This is a genomic window from Streptosporangium sp. NPDC000563 (assembly GCF_040299985.1).
GTDB lineage: Bacteria > Actinomycetota > Actinomycetes > Streptosporangiales > Streptosporangiaceae > Streptosporangium.
On the sequence record NZ_JBEPDA010000016.1, the window covers coordinates 104,725 to 126,797 of the forward strand.

The 22,073-nt window shown below is 70.5% G+C and carries 21 protein-coding genes and 1 riboswitch; of the genes, 17 read left to right on the forward strand and 4 right to left on the reverse strand.

Annotation, left to right across the window (positions count from 1 at the left end):
- Nucleotides 1-4 precede the first annotated feature (4 nt).
- Nucleotides 5-1,006 (reverse strand): ABC transporter permease, encoded by a 1,002-nt coding sequence (locus tag ABT352_RS28765; RefSeq protein WP_350948071.1) that lies wholly within the window; start codon nucleotides 1,004-1,006, stop codon nucleotides 5-7.
- 325 nt (nucleotides 1,007-1,331) lie between these two features.
- Between ABT352_RS28765 and ABT352_RS28770 the strand changes: the two genes are divergently transcribed.
- From ABT352_RS28770 to ABT352_RS28795, 6 genes are all read left to right on the forward strand, one after another.
- Entirely contained in the window at nucleotides 1,332-2,147 is an 816-nt protein-coding gene (locus ABT352_RS28770) for an oxygenase MpaB family protein (protein WP_350948072.1), read from the forward strand.
- Between the two features lie 127 nt (nucleotides 2,148-2,274).
- Nucleotides 2,275-2,405: riboswitch (FMN riboswitch) on the forward strand.
- 389 nt (nucleotides 2,406-2,794) lie between these two features.
- Nucleotides 2,795-3,439, forward strand: coding sequence for a riboflavin synthase (locus ABT352_RS28775; protein ID WP_350948073.1), 645 nt, complete (start codon nucleotides 2,795-2,797; stop codon nucleotides 3,437-3,439).
- Nucleotides 3,436-4,650 (forward strand): bifunctional 3,4-dihydroxy-2-butanone-4-phosphate synthase/GTP cyclohydrolase II, encoded by a 1,215-nt coding sequence (locus tag ABT352_RS28780; RefSeq protein ID WP_350948074.1) that lies wholly within the window; start codon nucleotides 3,436-3,438, stop codon nucleotides 4,648-4,650. Before ABT352_RS28775 ends, ABT352_RS28780 begins: the two co-directional genes overlap by 4 nt.
- Before the next feature lie 49 nt (nucleotides 4,651-4,699).
- Nucleotides 4,700-5,170 (forward strand): 6,7-dimethyl-8-ribityllumazine synthase, encoded by a 471-nt coding sequence (ribH, locus tag ABT352_RS28785; RefSeq protein ID WP_350948075.1) that lies wholly within the window; start codon nucleotides 4,700-4,702, stop codon nucleotides 5,168-5,170.
- A gap of 134 nt (nucleotides 5,171-5,304) precedes the next feature.
- Nucleotides 5,305-5,763, forward strand: a complete 459-nt coding sequence (locus ABT352_RS28790) for a PH domain-containing protein (RefSeq protein ID WP_350948076.1) — start codon at nucleotides 5,305-5,307, stop codon at nucleotides 5,761-5,763.
- A gap of 331 nt (nucleotides 5,764-6,094) precedes the next feature.
- Nucleotides 6,095-8,341 (forward strand): glycoside hydrolase family 9 protein, encoded by a 2,247-nt coding sequence (locus ABT352_RS28795; RefSeq protein ID WP_350948077.1) that lies wholly within the window; start codon nucleotides 6,095-6,097, stop codon nucleotides 8,339-8,341.
- A gap of 69 nt (nucleotides 8,342-8,410) precedes the next feature.
- On the opposite strand, the gene ABT352_RS28800 is transcribed toward ABT352_RS28795, so the two are convergent.
- Together ABT352_RS28800 and ABT352_RS28805 are read right to left on the reverse strand one after the other, a co-directional pair.
- Complete coding sequence (locus ABT352_RS28800) at nucleotides 8,411-9,079, reverse strand: potassium channel family protein (protein WP_350948078.1); 669 nt, start codon at nucleotides 9,077-9,079, stop codon at nucleotides 8,411-8,413.
- On the reverse strand, nucleotides 9,072-10,412 hold the full coding sequence (locus ABT352_RS28805) for a TrkH family potassium uptake protein (RefSeq protein ID WP_350948079.1): 1,341 nt from the start codon (nucleotides 10,410-10,412) through the stop codon (nucleotides 9,072-9,074). The genes ABT352_RS28800 and ABT352_RS28805 overlap by 8 nt, the downstream gene beginning before the upstream one ends.
- 300 nt (nucleotides 10,413-10,712) lie before the next feature.
- On the opposite strand from ABT352_RS28805, the gene ABT352_RS28810 reads away from it, so the two are divergent.
- The 4 genes from ABT352_RS28810 to ABT352_RS28825 all read left to right on the forward strand — a co-directional run bounded on the left by ABT352_RS28810 (nucleotide 10,713) and on the right by ABT352_RS28825 (nucleotide 14,658).
- Entirely contained in the window at nucleotides 10,713-11,618 is a 906-nt protein-coding gene (locus ABT352_RS28810) for an AAA family ATPase (RefSeq protein WP_350948080.1), read from the forward strand.
- Between the two features lie 118 nt (nucleotides 11,619-11,736).
- On the forward strand, nucleotides 11,737-12,951 hold the full coding sequence (locus tag ABT352_RS28815) for a vWA domain-containing protein (RefSeq protein ID WP_350948081.1): 1,215 nt from the start codon (nucleotides 11,737-11,739) through the stop codon (nucleotides 12,949-12,951).
- A complete protein-coding gene (locus ABT352_RS28820; protein ID WP_350948082.1) occupies nucleotides 12,944-14,050 on the forward strand; it encodes an XdhC family protein in 1,107 nt (368 codons plus the stop codon). The genes ABT352_RS28815 and ABT352_RS28820 overlap by 8 nt, the downstream gene beginning before the upstream one ends.
- Nucleotides 14,047-14,658: a nucleotidyltransferase family protein gene (locus ABT352_RS28825; protein ID WP_350948083.1), complete on the forward strand. Its 612-nt coding sequence runs from the start codon at nucleotides 14,047-14,049 to the stop codon at nucleotides 14,656-14,658. Before ABT352_RS28820 ends, ABT352_RS28825 begins: the two co-directional genes overlap by 4 nt.
- Here ABT352_RS28825 and ABT352_RS28830 read toward each other — a convergent pair.
- Nucleotides 14,655-15,548, reverse strand: coding sequence for an endonuclease/exonuclease/phosphatase family protein (locus ABT352_RS28830; protein ID WP_350948084.1), 894 nt, complete (start codon nucleotides 15,546-15,548; stop codon nucleotides 14,655-14,657). The two genes, ABT352_RS28825 and ABT352_RS28830, sit on opposite strands and share 4 nt — an antisense overlap.
- Nucleotides 15,549-15,739: 191 nt before the next feature.
- Here ABT352_RS28830 and ABT352_RS28835 point away from each other — a divergent pair, with 191 nt between their 5' ends.
- The 7 genes from ABT352_RS28835 to ABT352_RS28865 all read left to right on the forward strand — a co-directional run bounded on the left by ABT352_RS28835 (nucleotide 15,740) and on the right by ABT352_RS28865 (nucleotide 21,886).
- Nucleotides 15,740-16,780, forward strand: coding sequence for an LLM class F420-dependent oxidoreductase (locus tag ABT352_RS28835; protein ID WP_350948085.1), 1,041 nt, complete (start codon nucleotides 15,740-15,742; stop codon nucleotides 16,778-16,780).
- A gap of 85 nt (nucleotides 16,781-16,865) precedes the next feature.
- Nucleotides 16,866-18,002: a M24 family metallopeptidase gene (locus tag ABT352_RS28840; RefSeq protein WP_350948086.1), complete on the forward strand. Its 1,137-nt coding sequence runs from the start codon at nucleotides 16,866-16,868 to the stop codon at nucleotides 18,000-18,002.
- A gap of 25 nt (nucleotides 18,003-18,027) precedes the next feature.
- Nucleotides 18,028-18,588, forward strand: coding sequence for an elongation factor P (gene efp / locus ABT352_RS28845; protein ID WP_350948087.1), 561 nt, complete (start codon nucleotides 18,028-18,030; stop codon nucleotides 18,586-18,588).
- Nucleotides 18,588-18,998 (forward strand): transcription antitermination factor NusB, encoded by a 411-nt coding sequence (gene nusB, locus ABT352_RS28850; protein ID WP_350948088.1) that lies wholly within the window; start codon nucleotides 18,588-18,590, stop codon nucleotides 18,996-18,998. The genes efp and nusB overlap by 1 nt, the downstream gene beginning before the upstream one ends.
- 301 nt (nucleotides 18,999-19,299) lie before the next feature.
- Nucleotides 19,300-20,058 carry a class I SAM-dependent methyltransferase gene (locus tag ABT352_RS28855; RefSeq protein ID WP_350948089.1) on the forward strand — a complete coding sequence of 253 codons (759 nt, stop codon included), beginning with the start codon at nucleotides 19,300-19,302 and terminating at the stop codon, nucleotides 20,056-20,058.
- Nucleotides 20,059-20,113: 55 nt separating this feature from the next.
- A complete protein-coding gene (gene dinB / locus ABT352_RS28860; protein WP_350948147.1) occupies nucleotides 20,114-21,334 on the forward strand; it encodes a DNA polymerase IV in 1,221 nt (406 codons plus the stop codon).
- A gap of 147 nt (nucleotides 21,335-21,481) precedes the next feature.
- Entirely contained in the window at nucleotides 21,482-21,886 is a 405-nt protein-coding gene (locus tag ABT352_RS28865; protein WP_350948148.1) for an SCO2097 family morphological protein, read from the forward strand.
- Nucleotides 21,887-22,073 lie beyond the last annotated feature (187 nt).

The following is a 22,073-nucleotide window of genomic DNA, read 5'->3' on the forward strand; positions in this document are numbered from 1 at the left end:
GGGTCTAACGCTTGAGCTTTGGATCGAAGGCGTCGCGGACCGAGTCACCGAGAAGGTTGAAGGCGATCACGAAGATGAGCAGAGCCGCGCCGGGGAAGATGAGGTAGGTGATGTCGTTCTGGTAGACCTCGGTGCCCCGCAGGAACATCCGGCCCCAGTCGGGGATGGGCTCGATCATGCCGACGCCCAGGAAGGACAGGGCCGCCTCGGCGGTCACCATCGCGGGCAGCAGCAGGGTCGACTGGATCAGGATCGGTGTCCACAGGTTGGGCAGCAGCTCCTTGAAGATGATCCGCGCGGGGGAGGCGCCGGTCACCTTGGCGGCCTCGACGAACTCCCGCTCGCGCATGGAGAGCACCTGGCCGCGCAGCAGCCGGGCGATGCCGGCCCAGCCGAAGGCCGTCAGCAGGGTGATGAGCGTCACCGCGCGCAGCCAGACCGGCGTCTCCTCCGAGGGGTCGACGAAGAGGTTCTCCACCACCGGCATGAACGCGATGATGAACAGGGTCGAGGGGAACGAGAGGACGATGTCGATCAGGCGGCCGATGAAGTAGTCGGTTCTGCCCCCGATGTACCCGGCGACGATGCCCATCACGATGCCGATCATCGAGATGAGCAGCGTCGCGGCCATCGCGATCATCAGCGAGGTCCTGATGCCGTAGACGAGCTGCATGAACACGTCGCGGCCCAGGCCGGGCTCGACGCCGAACCAGAAGTCCGAGCTCATACCGCCGTTGGGCAGCACCGGGTAGCCGAAGTCGTTCAGCAGCCCGGGGGTGTCCTGGCCGTAGAGGGTGTAGGGGTCCTTTCCGTAGAGCCAGGAGATGACCGGCGCGAGGATCGCGACGAGGAAGAAGAAGATCACCACGAGGGCCGAGGCGATTCCGGTGGGGTCGCGACGGAAGCGCAGCCACATCAACTGGCCGGGGGAACGGCCCACCGTCTCCGTTGCCTTCACCGAGAGGGGGTCCTCGGTGGTGGACGCGGCTGGTGCAGGGATGGTCATCGTGCGGGCGCTCCCAACGAGCATGGTTGAGCCTGATCCTTGGAACCATCGCAAAGCAGTGAAGGTCAAATCAATGGTCTGCTCCTTACTCATTTTATCGTTGTGTAATTTCCATCTGTTCGTAGCGTCAATTCCGTTGACGTGATGGGGGGGCGGAGTGAAAGAATCGGCGCACATAAATGGTGGTTTTCACGGATCTGTGACACTTTGATGACCTGGTCGTGACACCCCTGCCCGGATCTCGTCTCGCTTGTGTCGCAGATTCGGGACATATGGGTTTAGACCCCTCCTGTAACGTCGTCAGTACGTGTGAGGGAGGCGACGCATGGATCACGGCCTGTTCGGACCGGAGTCGGTGACCTGGAAGGTGATGGGCGAGCGGATCCTGCTCGTCGCCGGTTTCCGCGCGTTACTCATGCAGGGGCTGCACCCCCGGGCGATGCGCGGGGTCGCGCAGAACTCCGCGCTCATGGACCCGGCCGAGGCGTGGTCCCGCTTCGTGCGCACCACCGAGTTCGTCCGGGTCCGCGTTTACGGCACGACCGCCGAGGTCGCCCGGGCGGGAGCCAGGGTTCGGAAGATCCATGCCGGCCTCACCGCCCTCGACCTCGACACCGGCGAGCGGTTCCGCCTCGACGACCCCGACGCGCTGCTCTGGGTCCACGTCGGCGAGGTCGACTCCTACCTCTCGGTCGCCCGGCGCGCGGGAGTGCGCCTGACCGACGGGGAGGCCGACAGGTTCGTCGCCGAGTGGCGTCGGGTGGCCGAGGTGGTCGGACTTCGTCCCGAGGACGTGCCCGGCTCGGTCGGTGAGATGGACGACTACATCCGGGCCAGTCGCCCCGGCCTCTACTTCGTCCCCGAGGTGGCCCACCCGCTCCTGCGGTCGCTCAACGCGCCGCTCCCGGCGCGCCTGACCGCTCTCAAGCCGATGTTCCCCCTCATCACCGGGCTCGCCTTCGCGACCCTGCCGCGCTGGGCCCGCAGGCTGTACGGCCTGCCCGCCACCCCGCTGGGCGATCTGTGGGCGACGGCCTCCCTGCGGGCCCTGCACGCCGGGATCGGCCTGGTGCCCGAGCAGGTGCGCTACTCCCCGGACGCGCTGAAGGCGCGGAAGGCGGTCGCCGAGCGCGCGGCGTAACTCGACCAAGTGCTCGCTTGTTCCACATGATGGAAGAGCGTGTCGTCCGGTTTTCCGGACATGGCACACTGGTAGAGGAGGGTGAGCCGTCCGCGGTGTGCCCTTCGATCGAACGAGAAAAGCAGAGCAGCGTGCTCCGGGGTCGGTGAAATTCCGAGCCGGCGGTTACAGTCCGCGACCCGGTCGAAGCCATCGACCGGTTGACCTGGTGAAACTCCAGGACCGACGGTTAAAGTCCGGATGGGAGGAAGCGCGCGGGTGAAGGAGTGTCTTCGGGCACCCTTCACCGATCGGGTGTACGCATCCGTTGATCCCCCGGGGCCCGCCGTGGCGAAAAGCTACTGGCGAGTAGGAGACCTCGGGTGACTGATCCGGCGCGGACGCGCCAGGCGGTCGGACGTGCCCCTCACGGGCGCGGCGCCGTCGGCCCCCACCATTCCCCGCATTCCCCGCATTTCCCGTATTCCCCGCCCGGCCGTTCACGGTCCGGGCACATCGGCATTTCCCCCTTCCTGAGCTTCCCGAGCGCGCCCCGCCTTCCTGGGACACGCTCTGTCGGTCTTCTGCCCCCCGGCCCGCGTCCCTGGGCGTCCCGGACGCCTCTCCCGAGCCCGGCCGTCCGGGCGGTCCCCCGCAAGGAGTTGTGAATGTTCACCGGAATCATCGAAGAACTGGGAGAGATCGCCGGAATCGAGCCGCTGACCGACGCGGCCAGGCTCTCGATCCGCGGTAAAACGGTCACCTCGGACGCCGGGCACGGTGACTCGATCGCCGTCAACGGCGTCTGCCTCACCGTGGTGGACGTGGAGGGCGAGGTGTTCACCGCCGACGTGATGAAGGAGACCCTCGACCGCAGCTCCCTCGGCGCGCTGAGACCCGGCTCCCCGGTCAACCTGGAGCGCGCCGTCCGCGCCGACCAGCGACTGGGCGGCCACATCGTCCAGGGCCACGTGGACGGGACGGGCGTCCTGCTGTCGCGGGAGCCCGCCGAGCACTGGGAGGTCGTCCACATCTCCCTGCCGCCCGAGCTCGACCGCTACGTGGTCGAGAAGGGCTCGATCGCCGTCGACGGCGTCAGCCTCACCGTGATGGGCGTCGGCTCCGGAGGCTTCGCCGTCAGCCTGATCCCCACCACCCTGAGCCTCACCACCCTGGGCGCGAAGCGGCCGGGAGACCCGGTGAACCTCGAGGTCGATGTGATCGCCAAGCACGTGGAGAAGCTCGTCGGGGCGTACGTCCCGGCCGGTGAATCCGTCCGGAGCGCCGTGCCCGCCCCCGAGGAGGCCTCGTGATCAAGCTGGATCCGATCGAGCGCGCGATCGCCGACATCCGCGAGGGCAAGGCCGTCGTGGTCGTCGACGACGAGAACCGCGAGAACGAGGGCGACATCATCTTCGCCGCCTCCAGGGCCACCCCGGCGCTGCTCGCCTTCACCATCCGGCACAGCAGCGGCGTGGTCTGCGTGCCGATGCGCGGCGAGGACCTCGACAGGCTCGGCCTGCCGCTGATGGTCTACGACAACAAGGAGCGCCTGCGCACCGCGTACACGATCAGCGTGGACGCCAGGGACGGGGTGAGCACCGGCATCTCCGCCGCCGACAGGGCCCGCACGATCCGCGCGCTGGCCGACTCGGCGACCGAGCCGGCCGAGCTGGTGCGGCCAGGACACGTCTTCCCGCTCCGCTACCGGGAGGGCGGCGTCCTGGCCAGGCGCGGCCACACCGAGGCGTCGGTGGACCTGGCCAGGCTCGCCGGGCTGAGCGAGGCGGGCGTGCTCGCCGAGGTCGTCAACGACGACGGCACCATGATGCGGCTGCCGCAGCTGCGCGACTTCTGCGACGAGCACGATCTGGCGCTCGTCTCGATCGAGCAGCTGGTGGAGTTCAGACGCCGCACCGAGCGGATGGTGACCAGGGTCGCCGAGACACGGCTGCCGAACAGGTACGGCGAGTGGCGGGCCTACGGCTTCGCGAGCTCGCTGGACGGCGGAGAGCACCTCGCCCTCGTCCTCGGCGACATCGAGGACGGCGAGAACGTCATGGTCAGGGCGCACTCCGAATGCCTGACCGGCGACGTGCTCGGGTCGCTGCGGTGCGACTGCGGGGTGCAGCTCGACCACGCCATGTCGCGGATCGCCGCCGAGGGCAGAGGGGTGGTCGTCTACCTGCGCGGGCACGAGGGGCGCGGCATCGGGCTGCTGGCCAAGCTCAGGGCGTACGGCCTCCAGGACGCCGGCAGCGACACCGTCGACGCCAACCTGGAGCTCGGTCTGCCCGTGGACGCGCGGGAGTTCTCCAACGCCGGGCAGATCCTCGCCGATCTCGGGGTGAAGTCGATCCGGCTGCTGACCAACAACCCGGCCAAGCTGCGCGGCATGGACGGCTACGGCATCAAGGTGCTCGGCCGCGAGCCCATGCCGGTGGCGATGAACCCGCACAACGAGAAATACCTGTCGGCCAAGCGCGACCGCCTCGGCCACGAGATTCCCAGGGAGGGCGCATGAGTGAGCGGGTGCACCGGGCGGAGCGGGGCAGCGGGCACGGAGTGATCGCGTGAGCGGGGTCGGACGGCCGGCGGCCGAGGCCGTGCGGGCGAAGGGGCTGACCGTCGGCGTCGTCGCCGCCCGGTGGCACGAGAAGATCACCGATCAGCTCGTGGCGCGGGCCGAGCAGGCGGGCAGGGACAGCGGCGCGGAGATGACCGTGGTGCGGGTGACCGGATCGCTGGAGATCCCGGTCGTGGCGCAGGTCCTGGCCAGGAAGTACGACGCGGTCGTCGCCCTCGGGGTCGTGATCCGCGGTGAGACCCCCCACTTCGACTACGTGTGCGACTCCGTCACCTCGGGCCTGACCCGGATCTCCCTGGACGAGGAGGTCCCGGTCGGCAACGGCGTGCTGACCTGCGAGTCCCTCGACCAGGCCCTCGACAGGTCGGGCCTGCCCGGCAGCCACGAGGACAAGGGCTACGAGGCCACCGTCGCCGCGCTGGAGACGGCGCTGCTGCTGCGGGAACTCCGTTCCTAGAGATCGCTCGCGGCCCCGCTCCACCGTGCCTCGTGGTCGGTGCGGCGGGGCCGTGCGGTAGGTTGCCAACGGCGTCGTGACCAGCTGTCACAGCCGTTCCTGCCGGTGGTTTTCCGAAGGATCGTGATCTGAGAGTGAGCCAGGAGAGCGTCTCCCCGCCCCCGCTGCCCGTCGTGTGGCGGCCCAAGAGGGGACGGATCGCCGCCTACGGCTTCGCCGGTCTGATCATGTTCGGCGCGGTGCTGATGGCGATCTTCCTGTCCGAGCAGTTCACCCTGGCCGACAGGATCGCGATGATCGCGCTGGGCGGGGTGGTCGCCGGGGTCCTGCACCTGCTGGGACGGGTCCGGGTGGAGGCCGACGAGCAGGGGGTCACCGTCGTCAACCCGCTGCGGGTGCACCGCTACGAGTGGCCCGAGGTGCTCGGGGTCACCCTGATCGAGCACGAGCCCTGGGCGAAGATCGATTTCACCGACGGGGCCACGGTCGGCGCGATGGGCCTGCAGGGCTCGGAGAAGGACCGTGCCGTCCGCCAGGTCCGCGAGCTCGCCGCCCTCATCAGGGAGCGCGGAGAGGCGTCCGAGACCGGCTGAGCCGCCCTGCGGGGGCTCAGGGGGCCCAATGGCCCGCCGGGCCCGCCGAGCCCGCCGGGCCTTCCCGGGGGTCCCGGAGCCGGTCGGCTTGGTGATGTGCGCGAACGTGACCTCCCGGCGGGGACGCGGGGAGATGTGTGCGGGCCGTGGGAAAAGCGGTCACGCCCCGGTTCCGCGAATCGCTGGAACCCCATGAAAGTTACACGGTCATTCGCCGGAAACATCGCTGTGAGCTGCGTGAAGCGTTCTCTTCGATGGTGGTGACTGTCTTTTCCCGGTCTGAGGGTTCCAAGATGCGAAGCCCACGCAGTACAGGCCGAGAGGACTCCACGTGAACACGTCAGGCCGGATTCGGCTGTCGGCGGCGGCGCTGGCCGTAGCCCTGGCCGCGGCATCGATCACCGCGGCCGTCACCACAGGAACCGCCCATGCCGTCGTCCGACCGGCGCTCGGCCAGAACATCAAGGTCAACCAGGTCGCCTACGCGCCCGACGCGGCCAAGCAGGCGACCGTGATCAGCAACTCGGGATCACCGCTGACCTGGAGCCTGCTGAACGGTTCCGACCAGGTGGTGTCCAGTGGCACCACGACCGTCTTCGGCGCCGACTCCCCCTCCGGCGACTCCGTCCACAAGATCGACTTCTCGTCCTACACCGGGACCGGCACCAACTACGTGCTCACGGTGAACAACGAGTCCAGCCACCCCTTCGACATCGGCACCGCCGCCTGGAAGAAGCTGCCCTACGACGCGCTGGCGTTCTTCTACCACCAGCGCAGCGGCATCGCGATCACCTCCCAGTACGCCGGGGGAAGCCAGTACGCCCGCGCCGCCGGCCACCTGAACGTCTCTCCCAACCAGGGTGACAACAACGTGCCGTGCCGCAGCGACTGCGGCTACCGGCTGGACGTGCGCGGCGGCTGGTACGACGCCGGCGACCACGGCAAGTACGTGATCAACGGCGGCATGTCCGCCTGGCAGCTGGTCAACACCTACGAGCGGGCCAGGAACATCCCCGGCGCCGACACAGGCGCCTTCGCCGACGGCACCATGTCCATCCCCGAGCGCGGCAACGGCGTGCCCGACATCCTGGACGAGGCCCGCTGGGAGATCGACTTCCTGCTGAAGATGCAGGTCCCCGACGGCCGCCCGCTGGCCGGCATGGCCCACCACAAGATCCACGACGCCAACTGGACCGGGCTGCCGCTGCTGCCCGCCCAGGACCCCGAGGCCCGGGTGCTGTCGGCGCCCAGCACCGCCGCCACCCTGAACCTGGCCGCCGCGGCCGCCCAGTGCGCCCGGGTGTGGGCGTCCATCGACTCCGCGTTCTCCGCCCGCTGCCTGACCGCGGCGGAGAAGGCCTACGCCGCGGCCAAGGCCAACCCCTCGCGGTTCGCCCCGGCCTCCGACGGCACCGGCGGCGGCTCCTACGCCGACGGCAAGGTGACCGACGAGTTCTACTGGGCCGCCGCCGAGTTGTACACCACCACCGGCAAGCAGGCCTACCGCACCGACCTGACCTCCTCCTCGCTGTACTACGGACGCAGTTTCACGAACGAGGGCGCCCTGTGGGCGGAGGTCGGCAGCCTGGGCGACATCACCCTGGCGCTGGTGCCCAACGGCCTGACCTCCTCCATCGGCCAGCAGCTGCGGGCCTCCTTCGTCTCGGCCGCCGACGGCCTGCTGAACGTGATGCGCGGCCAGGGTTACCCGGTGCCCTTCCAGCCGTCCGGCGGCGGCTACATCTGGGGGTCCAACAACCTGATCCTCAACAACACCGTCGTGCTGGCCCTGGCCCACGACTTCTCCGGCGCCGAGCGGTTCCGCACCGGGGTGTTCGAGACGATGGCGTACCAGCTCGGCCGCAACCCGACGGGCTACTCCTACGTCACCGGCTACGGCGACAAGCCCTCCCGTAACGTCCACCACCGGTTCTGGGCCAACCAGATCAACTCCTCCCTGCCCATCGCGCCGCCCGGCGCCCTGGCGGGCGGTCCCAACAGCGGCCTGGAGGACCCGGTCGCCCAGCAGCGCCTCAGCGGCTGCCGGCCGCAGAAGTGCTACCTGGACGACATCGACGCCTGGTCGGTGAACGAGGTCGCCATCAACTGGAACGCGGTCCTGGCCTGGGTCGGCGCCTGGACGGCCGAAAAGGCCGGCACCAGCGGCCCGACGCCGACACCGACGCCCACCCCGACCCCGACCCCGACGCCCACTCCAACCCCGACGCCCACTCCGACTCCGACTCCGACGCCGACCCCGACGCCGGCCGGAAAGGCCTGTGCCGCGACCTACACCGTCACCAACCAGTGGAACGGCGGCTTCGGAGCCAACGTCGAGGTGAAGAACACCGGCACCGCCGCGCTCACCGGCTGGACCGTCGCGTGGACCTTCCCCAGCGGCCAGACCATCACCCAGCTGTGGAGCGGCTCGCACACCGCGAGCGGCTCGGCCGTCACCGTGGTCAACCTGTCCTGGAACGGCGCGCTGTCTTCGGGCGGCAGCACCTCCTTCGGGTTCAACGGCGCCTGGTCCGGGGCCAACACCGCCCCCACCGGGGTGACCTGCACCGCCCGGTAGGCGGTGCGGCGGGAACCCGCCGGTGCGCGACGGGGCCGAGTTCCGGTCCGCACCGGCGCGTTCCCGCGCTCAGGTCTCCTCGGCGAACCGCTCGGCCTTGTCGGTGTCGCCCGCCACGAGCAGGGTGTCGCCGTTGTGGATCACCGTGTCGGAGGTGGCGTAGGTGAACCTGCCGCCGGGTTTCTTGATCCCGACCACGGTGACCCCGTACTCGCTGCGGATGCCCAGGCTGCTCAGACTCTTGCCGTCGGCCCACCGGGGCGCGAGGGTCTTGATCATGGCGTAGTCCTCGTCGACCTCGACGTAGTCGAGCATGCGCCCGGTGACGAGGTGCGCGACCCGCTCGCCCATGTCGTGCTCCGGCTGCACCACGTGGTGCGCGCCGACCCGCCGCAGGATCCGGCTGTGCTGCAGGCTGATCGACTTCGCCCAGATGTCGGCCACTCCCAGGTCGGTGAGGATCGAGGTGGTCAGGATGCTCGCCTCGATGTCGGTGCCGATGCCGACCACGGCCCTGCCGAACTCCCTGATGCCCAGCTGTTCGAGGGCGTCGGGGTCGGTGGAGTCGGCGCACACCACGTGGGTGAGCCGCCCGGAGAAGTGCTGCACGTTCTTGGGGTCGCTGTCGACGCCGAGCACCTCGACGTCGCGGCTCACGAGTTCCGCCGCCAGCGCGCCGCCGAACCGGCCGAGGCCGATCACCACGACCGCGTCGCTGCGGCCCTTCCTGTCAACCAACGAGGGGACGCTCCTCCGGGTATCGGAACCGACGGGTCTGTACGTGCAGTGCCAGCGCGGCGCCCAGGGTCACCGGACCGAGCCGTCCGACGAACATCAGGATGGTCAGGATGAGGTGTCCCACGGTGCCGACGTCGGCGGTGATCCCGGTCGAGAGCCCGACCGTGCCGAAGGCGGAGACCACCTCGAACAGTACGCGGTCGAGCTTGAACGGTGTCACCGTCATCAGGGCGAACGTGCCCATCGCGACCGACGCCACACTCAGCAGGGCGATCGTGAGCGCCTGCCGCTGCAGCTGCTCGGGAACGCGGCGGCGGCCCGCCGACACGTCGGGCTCGCCGCGCAACTCGGCGAGGATCACGAATCCGAGCAGCGCGAACGTCGTCACCTTGATGCCGCCCCCGGTGCTCGCGCTGCCCGCTCCGATGAACATCAGCACGTCGCTGATGAGCCAGGAGTTCTCGCTCATCTGGGAGGTGTCCACGGAGTTCAGGCCGCCGCTGCGGGTCATCGTGCTGTGGAACAACCCGGCCATGATCCGCAGGCCGGGGGAGAGGGGTCCCAGCGTTCCCGGGTTGTTCCACTCGGTGGCGGTGATGGCCACCGCCCCGCCGAACAGCAGGACGGCGGTCATCCCCAGTGTGATCTTGGCGTGCAGTGTCCAGCGCGCCGGGCGGCGCCAGTTCTGCCGCAGCACGGCGTAGACGGGGAAGCCGAGACCTCCGGCGACCACCGCGGTGATGAGCGGGAGGCAGATCCACGGATCGGTGACGAACCTCATCATGCTGTCCGGCCAGAGCGCGAATCCGGCGTTGGTGAACGCTGAGATCGCATGAAAAATCCCGTAATAGGCGGCGCGGCCGAACGGCTCCCCGTACCCGATCATGAAGCGGGCGGCGAGCACCGCGGCGGTGAGCGCCTCGGCGACCAGGGTGACCTTGGCGACCCCCACGATCACCTTTCGCACGTCGCCGGGACCGAGGGTCTTGGTCTCGGCCTGGGTGTTGAGACGGGCGCGCAGACCGAGCTTTCCCGAGACGATCACCGCGAGGATCGAGGAGAGCGTCATGATCCCGAAGCCGCCGATCTGCATCAGCACCATGAGCACGATCTCGCCGAAGAACGACCAGTGCGTCGCGGTGTCGTGCACGGCGAGCCCGGTCACGCACACCGCGGAGGTGGCGGTGAACAGGGCCGACGTCCACGAGACGCTCTCACCCGCCGCGACCGCGACCGGTAGCGAGAGGAGCCCCGTACCGGTGAGGACCACCGCGAGGAACGCCAGAACGACGGCCCTGGACGGGGTGTTGATCCGGTCGAGCAGGTTCTTCACTCAACACCTGCAGCGTGAAGGCCCGGTCCTTCTGGGCCGGGAGGAAACGCGGAACGGTCCTGCACGATGCGATCCTTCCACGACTACCGGGCGATATCGCCAATGAGGCGTTGGTGACGGAAATGTTGAAGCTCGTCCCGAGCACCGAGCACCGAGCACCGAGCACCGAGCAGGCCGGGGCCCGCCGGCGACGATGCGGGCCTGCGACGCCGCCGCCGGGCGGGCAGACGCGGGAGCCGGGGCGCGGTGTGGTGCGGTGTGGTCACGCTGGGACCCCGCCGACGGGCGTAGCCTGAGGTGGTGGTGAGGCGGACAATCGAGACATCCAATGTGGAGTCGCCCGCGCAGTTGGCGGAGCTGCTCGACGAGCGGTCATACCTGGCAGACGAAGGGCTCGTCACGGCGACCTTCCTCGCGCTGCGGATGGGCCGCCCGCTGTTGCTCGAAGGCGAGGCGGGAGTCGGCAAGACCGAGCTGGCCAGGACCCTCGCCGAGGTGTTCGACGCGCCACTGATCCGCCTGCAGTGCTACGAAGGGCTCGACGCGTCCCAGGCGCTCTACGACTGGGACTTCGCCCGCCAGCTCCTGCACCTGAAGGCGGCCGAGGCGGCCAACGCAGGGGGCGTCACCGACGCGGCCCGGCTGGAGGGCGAGGTCTACGACCGAAGATTCCTGATCGCCAGGCCGCTGCTGAGGGCGATCGAGACCCAGCCCGCGGTGCTGCTCATCGACGAGGTCGACCGGGCCGACGTGGAGTTCGAGGCGATCCTGCTGGAGGTGCTCTCGGACTTCGCGATCTCCGTCCCCGAACTCGGTACGATCCGCGCCGCGCGGCCGCCGGTGGTCGTGCTCACCTCCAACCGCACCCGCGAGGTGCACGACGCGCTGAAACGACGCTGTCTCTACCACTGGCTGGACCACCCCTCCTTCGACAGGGAGGTGGCGATCCTGCGCAGGAGGCTTCCCGAGTGCTCGGAGATCCTGGCCGAGCAGGTGGCCACGGCGACGGGGCGGCTCCGCGAGGCCGATCTGATCAAGCCGCCGGGGATCGCCGAGACCCTGGACTGGACCGAGGCACTCCTCGCCCTCGGCGCCCGCGAGCTCGACCCCGACCTGGCGGCCGCCTCGCTGGGCGCCCTGCTCAAGCACAGGGAGGACCACGAGACGGTGCTCGGGAAGGGATTCCTCGGTGCGTCCCGGCGCTGACGGCGTTCCCCCGACCGGGTCTCCCACAACCGGGTCTCCCGCGACCGGTGTTCCCGCCACCGATGTTCCCCCGGCCGGGTCTCCCGCGACCGGTGTTCCGCCGACAGGCTCTCCCCCGGTGGGAATCCCGCCGACCGGGGCTGCCTCGACCGGACTCCCCTCGACCGGCGTTCCTCCCGTCACCCGGGCCGCTCCGGACGGCGGGGCCCCTCTCGCGGCGCTTCCCTCCGGACTCGGCGCGGGGGAGGACCTGGTCGCGGTCATGACCGGTTTCGCCAGGACGCTGCGCGCCGCGGGGGTGTCCGCCGACCACGAACGGACCCAGGGCCTGCTGCGTGCCCTGTCCCACCTGGACGCCTCCAGGCCCGGCGACGTCTACTGGGCGGGCAGGGTCACGCTGTGCGCCTCGGCCGAGGACCTGCCCCGCTACGACCGGGTCTTCCGCGCCTACTTCGCAGGGCTGCGGGCGGGCCGTGCGAGAGCGGAGGCGGTCACCGTCACCCGGCACACCGCGGCGAGGCCCGAGGTACGCCCCGAGCACCGCCAGGGCGGCGAGCCTCCCGCCCTGGCGTCGACCGCGAGCGCGACGGAGGTGTTGCGCACCCGGGACGTGGCCCGGATGACGGCGGCGGAGCTCGCCGAGGCGCACCGGCTGCTCGCCCTGCTGCGGGTGGGCAGGGAGCGGCGCGCGTCACGGCGTTTCCGGCCCTCGCGCCGAGGGCGGCTGGACGGCCCGGCGACCGTCCGGGAGACCCTGCGCAGAGGAGGGGAGATCGCCGGGCTCCGCTACCGCGCGCACCGGACCAGGCCGCGCAGGGTCGTGCTGCTGGTCGACGTGAGCGGCTCCATGACCCCGTACGCGGACACGCTGCTCCGCCTCGCCCACGCGCTGGTCAGGTCGGAGCCGGGTGCCACCGAGGTGTTCAGCGCCGGCACCCGGCTGACCAGGCTCACCGCCGAGCTTCGCCACCGCGACCCGGAGACCGCGATGAACGCCGTCTCCCGCGCCGTTCCCGACTGGAGCGGCGGCACCCGTCTGGGGGAGGAGCTGCGGCGCCTCCTGGCGCTGAACGACGCGGCGGGGGCGGTGGTGGTGATCGCCTCCGACGGCTGGGAACGCGGCGACGTCTCGCTGCTGGGAGCGGAGATGGCCAGGCTGTCCCGTACGGCCCACCGGGTGATCTGGGTGAACCCGCACAAGGGCAGGGAGGGCTACCGGCCGCTCACCGCCGGGATGCGGGCCGCGCTTCCCCACATCGACGACTTCGTGGCCGGGCACAGCCTGGCCGCGTTCGAGGAACTGGCGACGCTGCTTGGAGGTACGCATGCGTGACGTTCTGTCACAGATCCTGCGATGGTGGGAGGCGGGAGAGACGTTCGGCCTGGCCACCGTGGTCAACACCTTCCGCAGCGCGCCCCGGCCACCTGGGGCGTCCATGGCGGTGCTCGGCGACGAGGCCGAGGGCAGCGTCTCCGGCGGCTGTGTCGAGGGCGCCGTCTACGAGCTGTCCAGGGAGGTGGTCTCCTCGGGCGCGCCCGTCCTGCAGCGGTACGGGGTGAGCGACGACGACGCCTTCTCCGTCGGCCTGACCTGCGGCGGCATCCTGGACATCTTCGTCGAGCCCGTCTCCAGGGAGACCTTCCCCGAGCTGGGGGAGGTCGCCGCCTCGGTACTGCGGCGTGAGCCGGTGGCGGTGGTGACCGTTCTGTCGGGGCCGGGCGCGATCGGCACCCGCCGGGTCATCTGGCCTGACCGCTCCTCAGGCTCCCTGGGGGTGACCCGGCTGGACGACGCGGTGGACGACGACGTCAGGGGGATGCTCGCGCAGGGACTGACGGGCATCCGCAGGTACGGGGCGAAGGGGGAGCGACGGCTCGACGAGCTGTCGGTCTTCGTCCAGTCCTTCGCGCCGCCGCCCAGGATGCTGGTCTTCGGCGCGATCGACTTCGCCGCCGCGGTCGCGAGGGTCGGCAAGTTCCTCGGCTACCACGTGGTCGTGTGCGACGCCCGGCCGGTGTTCGCCACGGCCAAGCGCTTCCCCGAGGCGGACGAGGTGGTCGTGAAGTGGCCGCACGACTATCTCACCTCGACCGTCGTGGACGAGCGGACCGCGATCTGCGTGCTCACCCACGATCCCAAGTTCGACGTTCCCCTGCTCGAGGTCGCGCTGCGCACCCCGGCGGGCTACGTCGGCGCGATGGGCTCGCGCCGTACGCACGAGGACCGGCTGGCCCGGCTGGCGCAGGCGGGGATGGGAGAGGCCGAGCTGAAGAGGCTCCGCTCGCCGATCGGGCTGGACCTGGGCGCGCGCACGCCGGAGGAGACGGCGATCTCGATCGCCGCGGAGCTGATCCAGCTGCGCTGGGGCGGCTCTGGCCGGCCGCTGACCGACGGTTCCGGCAGGATCCACGGCGAGGGACCCGGCGGGTGAGCGCAGCGGAGATCGGTGGGCGTGCGGCGAGCGCGGGACTGCTGCTCGCCGCCGGATCCGGCTCGCGGCTCGGCACTCCCAAGGCGCTGGTGGACTTCCACGGGGAGCGGCTGGTGGATCGCGGGGTGAGGGCCCTCCACGACGGCGGCTGCCGTCCCGTGGTCGTGGTGCTCGGCGCGGCCACCGTGCGGATAGGGGGAGCGGTGACCGTCCACAACCCGGAGTGGAGCTCGGGGATGGGCTCCTCGCTCAGGGCCGGACTGAACGCGATCCCGGACGTCGCCGAGTACGTGGTGATCGCCCTGGTGGACCAGCCGTTCGTCGGCCCGCGGGCGGTGGAGCGGCTCATCGAGGCCGCGCGGCGGGGCGCCTCGGTCGCCGTCGCCACCTACGGCGGCGCGCGGAGGAACCCGGTGTTGATCGCGAGGGAGCACTTCGAGGAGGTCGCCAGGCTCGCGACCGGGGACGCGGGCGCCCGCCCGTTCCTGAGGGCCCATCCGGAACTGGTCGTCGCGGTCCCCTGCGACGACGTCGCCGACCCCGCCGACATCGACACCCCGGCCGACCTGTCCGCCCTCCGTGCCCGCCCAAGGGCGCCGGGTCTTTAGGCGGCCAGGCGCAGGGAGGCGACGGCGGCGCGGTGGTCGCTGCCCGCGGCACGCTCGACGCCGGCGCTGGTGGCGATCATGCCGCGGTACAGGATGTGGTCGGGGCGGGTGACGGGGAAGGACGCGGGCCAGGTGAAGCCGAATCCGGTACCGGCCTCCTGCTGGGCGTCCGACAGCGGCGGCACCAGGCCGGAACGCTTGCGGTCGGTGGTGGCGGTGTTGAGGTCGCCGAGGAGCAGCAGGTGCTCGCTGTCGTCCCTGTCGATCATCCTGCGGGCGTGGGCGAGGGTCTCGTCGCGCTGGGCGGTCTGTCCCGGGCGGGCGGAGGCGAGGTGCATGACGTACACGGTCACCCTGCCCTTGGGAGTGACGACCACCGCGCGCAGTGCCCGCGCCCAGTCGAGGCCGATGTCGGCCTTGCGTGCCTCGGCGATCGGGAACCGGCTCCACAGGCCGACCGTGGCGATCCGGTAGCGGTGGGGGAAGTGGTCGTTGAGGAACTTCGCCGCGGGGCCGCCGGCGGTCAGTTCCTGCACCGCGACCAGGTCGCGGCCCTTGGAGACGGATCGCATGGCCTCGGCGGAGGCGGCGTTGGTCGCGCCGACGTTGAGGGTGGCGACCGAGAGGTCGCTGGGTCCGCCGGGCGGGCTGCGCAGCAGCGCCGGGCCGAACATGAGGCCCCACACGGTCGCCGGGACCAGTGCGGCGACGATCACCTGCCACGAACGGGTGGCCAGCGCGCAGATCAGCAGGATCGGCACGGCCACCCCGAGCCAGGGGAGCAGGCTCTCCAGCACGGGCGTGAAACCGCCCAGCTCCGGCAGGAGCCGGTGCCCTCCGAGCGTGAGGGCGAGCGCTGCCGCCGCCACGACGATCGACTGCCTCAGCACACCGCTCCTCGTCCGCTCTGTGGTGGTGACCCGCCCCCACCTCCGGGGTCCCCTACCCCGGAATGCGTAGGCTACCGGCCCGATGGCGGCGGCGCGGGGCTTGGTGCTTCGGCGGTGAGTCGATAGCCTTTGCCGACGAGGCGACGGAATAACATTCGGTTTTGTCGGCACCGCGGAAGGACGATCTCACGATGCGCATCGGTATGGCCCTGAACTACTCGGGGGGCTTCAAGGAGACGGTGGCCGAGCTGGCCGACTACGAGAAGGCCGGGCTCGACATCGTCTTCGTCGCCGAGGCGTACAGCTTCGACGCGGTCAGTCAGCTGGGCTACATCGCCGCCAGGACCGAGAGGCTGCAGATCGCCTCCGGCATCCTGCCCGTCTACTCCCGCACCCCCGCCCTGCTGGCCATGACCGCCGCGGGCCTGGACTACGTCTCCGACGGCCGCTTCACCCTCGGACTGGGAGCCTCGGGCCCCCAGGTCGTCGAGGGCTTCCACGGTGTTCCCTACACCGCGCCGCTCGGCCGTACCCGCGAGGTCGTCGAGATCTGCCGTCAGGTCTGGCGGCGCGAGCGCCTGACCTACGAGGGCAGGCACTACACCGTCCCGCTCCCCGCGGACCAGGGAACGGGGCTGGGCAAGCCGCTGAAGCTCATCAACCACCCGGTCCGCGAGCGCATCCCCGTCGTGATCGCCGCCATCGGTCCCAAGAACGTCGAGCTCGCCGCCGAGCTCGCCGAGGGCTGGGAGCCGATCTTCTACGTGCCGGAGAAGGCCGCCGACGTGTGGGGTGCCTCCCTGGCGGCGGGCGGGGCGAGGCGGGATCCGGCGCTGGGCGAGCTGGACGTGATCGCCCAGGCCCCGCTCGCCATCGGCGACGACGTCTCCGGCTGGCTGGAGCTGGGCCGCCCGATGGCCGCGCTCTACATCGGCGGTATGGGCGCCAAGGGCAGGAACTTCTACAACGACCTCGCCCGCAGGTACGGCTACGAGAAGGAGGCCGAGCAGATCCAGAACCTCTACCTGGAGGGCAGGAAGGACGAGGCCGCCGCGCTCGTACCGCACGAGCTGCTGGAGAGGACGTCCCTGATCGGCTCGGAGGGGCACGTCCGCGAGCGCCTGCAGGCGATGCGCGAGTCGGGTGTCACGACCGTCAACGTCGCCCCGCTCGCGGGCACCCACGAGGAGCGCGTCCGGCTCATCGAGAGGGTGAGGGAGCTCGCCTCCTGACCGCCGGCCCGGTGAGCGCAGGGTCGCAGGATTAAGGTGACGGCATCGGTTAAAATTGGTCAAATCGGTTAATAGCATGCCTACCATGACCGCCACCCACGCCCGGCGCCGCGCGAGCCTCGCGGCCCTGCTGCCCGCTCACCGAGCGGACGCGATCCTGGTCACCAGCGTCGTGAACGTGCGCTACCTGACCGGCCTGGCCAGCTCCAACGCGGCAGTCCTGGTCGGGGCCGACGCCGACGCCACCCTGGCCACCGACTCCCGCTACATCGAGGCCGCCCGGCGCGTCTGCGCCGACGTGGAGGTGATCGAGGCGTCCGACGTCGCCGGGGCCCTGCTGCCGGAGAACGGCCGGACCGGCATCGAGGCCGACCACATGTCCGTCGCCGACTACTTCCGGCTGGGTGGAGGACTGCCGCGTCTGTCCGGGCTCGTGGAGTCGGTGCGCACGGTCAAGGACGACGCCGAGATCGACCTCATCCGCACCGCGTGCGAGCTCACCGGCAGGGCCTTCGACGAGGTCGTGCCCGGCTTGCGTCCCGGACTGACCGAGAAGGAGGTCGCCAGGGCACTGGAGCGCCGGATGGTGGAACTGGGCGCGGACGGGCTCGCCTTCGACTCGATCGTCGCGAGCGGGCCCAACGGCGCGATCCCGCACCACTCGCCCTCGGGCCGGCCGCTGGAGCGCGGCGACCTGGTCACCATGGACTTCGGGGCGCTGTACCGGGGCTACCACGCGGACATGACCAGGACCGTGGCGATCGGCGAGCCCGCGGGATGGCAGCGCGAGCTGTACGACCTGGTCCGCGCCGCCCAGCGGGCCGGGAGCCTGGCCGCGCGGGTCGGCGCTGCGCTCCACGAGGTGGACGCCGCGGCCCGCGACCTGATCGGGGAGGCGGGCTACGGGGAGTTCTTCAAGCACGGCCTCGGCCACGGCGTCGGGCTGCAGATCCACGAGGCCCCGTTCCTCTCGCCGGCGAGACCCGAGAACCCGCAGGACTCCCGGGGAGAGCGGGAAGGTTCTCCGAAGCCGGAACGATCTTCGAGAGAGCCGGAGCGCGACCATGAGCACGCTAGACTAGAGGATCGAGTTCCGGTGACCGTCGAGCCAGGGGTTTACCTTCCCGGCAGGGGCGGTGTCCGCATCGAGGACACGCTCGTGGTGCGCGATGGCGGACCGGAACTTCTCACACGGACGACCAAAGAGCTGCTCGTCCTTTAAGAGCGGCCGTACGCAGGAGAGACTAGTGGCGACGACGAACGACCTCAAGAACGGCCTGGTGCTCAAGCTCGACGGCGGTGAGCTCTGGGCCGTCGTGGAGTTCCAGCACGTCAAGCCCGGCAAGGGCGGCGCGTTCGTCCGCACCAAGCTCAAGAACGTGCTATCGGGCAAGGTCGTCGACAAGACCTTCAACGCGGGCGTGAAGGTCGAGGTGGCCAACGTCGACAAGCGCGAGATGCAGTTCTCCTACATGGACGGCGACGACTACGTCTTCATGGACACCGAGACCTACGACATGCTCCACGTCTCCAGGACGGCGGTCGGCGACTCGGCCAACTACCTGCTGGAGAACATGCTGGCCACCGTGGCGATCAACGAGGGCAACGTCCTCTACGTCGACCTGCCCGCGGCCGTCGAGCTGCTCGTCGCCGAGACCGAGCCCGGCCTCCAGGGCGACCGCTCCACCGGCGGCACCAAGCCCGCCACGCTGGAGACCGGCGCCGAGATCAAGGTGCCGCTCTTCATCACCACCGGTGAGAAGGTCAAGGTAGACACCCGCACCGGCGATTATCTCGGCCGCGCCTGATGTCGGCACGAGGTAAGGCGCGCAGGCGCGCGCTCGACATCCTCTTCGAGGCCGAGGCGCGTGGCCAGGACCCGCTGAGCGTCCTCGCCGAGCGCCTGGAGCGGGCCGAGCCGCCCGTGAACGAATACACCACGACGATCGTCGAGGGCGTGTGCAGGCACCGGTCGCGCATCGACGAGCTGATCACCACCTACTCCGAGGGCTGGACGCTCGACCGCATGCCCGCGGTCGACCGCAACCTCCTGCGCGGCGGCACCTACGAGCTGCTGTGGATGCCCGACGTTCCCGAGGGCGTCGTCATCAGCGAGTGGGTCAGCCTGGCCTCCGAGCTGTCGACCGACGAGTCGCCGCAGTTCGTCAACGGGCTGATGGCCCGTTTCAAGCAGCTCAAGCCGTCCCTGGCGCTCTAGCGGTCCCGCGCCGGGCGTCGACCGGGAAAACCTCGGCGGGGAACAACCGTCCCGGCCGAGGGAAACCCGCTCAGGGGCAGCAGACACCTCGCCGGTCGCCCCGCGGGGGCCCGGATCTCCGGGTCTCCCTGCCCCGGCGTACCCCTGTCCAGGGTGTCCCCTTTTCTCCCGGCTTGCCCATGGGATCCGTCCGAGCCGGGAAAAAGACTCGATCAAGTACGAGTATGGATACTCCTTGGGCCGCACCGGGGGGCGCGCCGCGTAGGCTGGGCTCGTCACCGAACGAGGAGGCGATCTGAAGTTGCACGCCGTAGGCATCTCACGGCAGGCGGGCACCCCCGCGGTCCGCACAGCGGTCGTGTGGGACGTCCTGAGTGCCGTGCTGGCCGAGCGGGTGGCCGCGACAGGCCGTGAGCGGCTCGACATCGTCGACGCCGGGGGCGGAACGGGCGGTTTCGCCGTTCCCCTGGCCGCCCTGGGGCACGCCGTGACGGTCGTCGATCCCAGCCCCGACTCGCTCGCCGCGCTGGAGCGCCGCGCGGCGGAGGCGGGGGTGGAGGTGCGCGCCCTGCAGGGTGACGCCGCGGACCTGGGGGAGTTGCTCCCGGGTGGCGGGGCCGACCTGGTGCTCTGCCACAGCGTGCTGGAGTACGTGGAGGACCCGACCGGCGCGGTGCGGGCGATGGCCGGCCTGCTGCGCGAGAGCGGCGTGATCAGCGTGCTCGCCGCCAACCCGCTCGCCGCCGCACTCCACCGCTCCATCGCGGGCAGGTTCGACGAGGCACTCCAGGTCCTGGACGACCCCCAGGGCCGCTGGGGCGACCGCGACCCCACGCCCAGGCGCTTCACCCGAGAGGCGCTGGAGCGGCTTCTCGCCGCGGCGGGTTTCACGCCCGGCGAGGCGCACGGCGTGCGGATCTTCACCGACCTGGTGCCCAGCAGGCTGCTCGACGGCGAGCCCGGAGCCGCCCGCGCCCTGGTCGCCCTGGAGCAGGCGGCGGCGGCGCACCCGGTGCTCCGCGACATCGCCACCCAACTGCACATGCTTGGCCACCGGTGAACACCACATCGAACGCGTGTTCCCGTAGGATGGCGGGGTGTCGAGAAAGCAGCAGATGCCGCGTCCGGGTTCCGATCTGGGGACGGACGACAGCGGCTGCCCGATCCTCCACGTCGACATGGACGCCTTCTACGCGGGTGTCGAGCTGCGTGACCGTCCCGAGCTCCGGGGTTCTCCCGTCATCATCGGCGCGCCCGGGGCGCGCGGGGTGGTGCTCAGCGCCACCTACGAGGCCCGGAGATTCGGGGTGCACTCGGCCATGCCCATGACCCGGGCCCGACGGCTCTGCCCCCAAGCGGTGATCATCCCGCCGAGCCGGGGCAAATACGCGGAGGTCTCCCGGCGCGTCATGGAGATCTTCCACACCTACACCCCCGAGGTCGAGCCGATCGCCTCCGACGAGGCGTTCCTCGACGTCGGCGGGGCCCGCAAGCGTCTCGGCCCGCCGGCGGCGATCGCCGGGATGATCCGCGAGCAGGTCGTGCGAGAGCAGGGCGTCACCTGTTCCGTCGGGGTCGCCGGCAGCAAGTTCGTGGCGAAGCTCGCCTCGCGGCACTGCAAGCCCGACGGCCTGTTCGTGGTGCCCGCCGACAGGGTGGTCGACTTCCTGCACCCGCTGCCCGTGGCGGCGCTGTGGGGCGTCGGGGAGCGCACCGAGCGGTCACTGGCCCGCCTCGGCATCAAGACCGTCGGCGACCTCGCCAGGGTCCCTGTGGAGACGCTCCAGCGGGATCTGGGCCAGGCGGCCGGCGCGCACCTGGCGGCGCTCGCCTGGGGGCGCGACGAACGCCCGGTGACCCCGTACGTCCCCGACAAGAGCATCGGCGCGGAAGAGACCTTCGCCACAGACATCGCCGATCCCGTGGAGATCCGCAGGGAGCTGCTCCGGCTCTCCGAGCGGGTCGCCGCCAGGCTCAGGGAGGGCGGCAGCGTCGGCCGCACGATCAGCGTCAAGCTCCGCCGCGCCGACTTCACCACCCTTTCCCGGTCCAGGAGCCTGCGAGAGCCCACCGACGTCGCCAAGGTCCTGTACGAGGTCGCCTGCGCCCTCTACGCCGCCTCCGGCCTGGAGAACACCAGGCTGAGACTGGTCGGCGTGCGGGTGGAGAACCTCGGCCCGGCCGCCGGGGCGACCCGGCAGCTCGGGCTCGGAGAGCGCGAGACGGGCTGGCGGGAGGCCGAGCGGGCGATGGACAGGGCGGCCCGCAGATTCGGTCGCGATGCCGTCCTCCCGGCCTCCCTTGTTCGCCCGCCGTTTGATGGAATAGACCCATGACGCGGCCTCCGGTTTGGACTACGTTGGACGTTTTCTTTCGTCTACGTCTACAGCCTCGTATTCTGGGGATAACCGACCGCGAGGTTCGGACACCCCGTGTCGTCCGTCACCGTCTTCCCCGTCCTGGGGCTGTCCTTGGGAGGCGCCGTGCCGCTCTCTGAGCACGAGCAGCGCTTGCTCGACCAGATCGAGCAGGCCCTCTACGCCGAGGACCCGAAGTGGGCCAATACCGTCAGGATCAGTGATCCCCGCAGCCATTACAGGCGCCGCCTGGTGAAAGCCTCCATCGGCTTCATCCTGGGTGTCGTCCTGCTGATGGTCGGCGTTGTGATCATCAACATCCCGCTCGGCGTCGGCGGTTTCGTGGTCATGCTCGCCGCGTGTCTGTGGGGTCTGTCCAGCTGGAAGCGGATGAACGGGTTCGGTGAGGCCAACGCGGCCACGTCGCCCGATCAGCCGCGAGGCAAGGGGGGGCGCCGTCCCGGCGGCTCCCGCCAGAGCTTCATGGAACGTATGGAGGAGCGCTGGCGCCGTCGCAACGACGAGCGCTAGCCCGGCGGGGGGCGTCACCTTCCCCGGAGAATCCCCCCGACGATCTCTCCACGCCGACGAGGGTCACTCCCGCATGGGAGGGCCCACGTCACCCCCTGTGTCGTTCAGCGCGTCGTCCATCGCCTCGTCCGCTGTGTCGCACGGTGTCGTCCCCCGGGTCCCTCTCGCGTGCCCCGGCGGCTCCTGC

Excerpts from the sequence above, each read along its gene's own strand:
- ABT352_RS28765 (WP_350948071.1), bottom strand. The coding sequence starts at position 1,006 with ATGACCATCCCTGCACCAGCCGCGTCCACCACCGAGGACCCCCTCTCG.
- ABT352_RS28770 (WP_350948072.1), top strand. The coding sequence starts at position 1,332 with ATGGATCACGGCCTGTTCGGACCGGAGTCGGTGACCTGGAAGGTGATG.
- ABT352_RS28775 (WP_350948073.1), top strand. The coding sequence starts at position 2,795 with ATGTTCACCGGAATCATCGAAGAACTGGGAGAGATCGCCGGAATCGAG.
- ABT352_RS28820 (WP_350948082.1), top strand. The coding sequence starts at position 12,944 with ATGCGTGACGTTCTGTCACAGATCCTGCGATGGTGGGAGGCGGGAGAG.
- ABT352_RS28835 (WP_350948085.1), top strand. The coding sequence starts at position 15,740 with ATGCGCATCGGTATGGCCCTGAACTACTCGGGGGGCTTCAAGGAGACG.
- ABT352_RS28840 (WP_350948086.1), top strand. The coding sequence starts at position 16,866 with ATGACCGCCACCCACGCCCGGCGCCGCGCGAGCCTCGCGGCCCTGCTG.
- nusB (WP_350948088.1), top strand. The coding sequence starts at position 18,588 with ATGTCGGCACGAGGTAAGGCGCGCAGGCGCGCGCTCGACATCCTCTTC.
- dinB (WP_350948147.1), top strand. The coding sequence starts at position 20,114 with ATGCCGCGTCCGGGTTCCGATCTGGGGACGGACGACAGCGGCTGCCCG.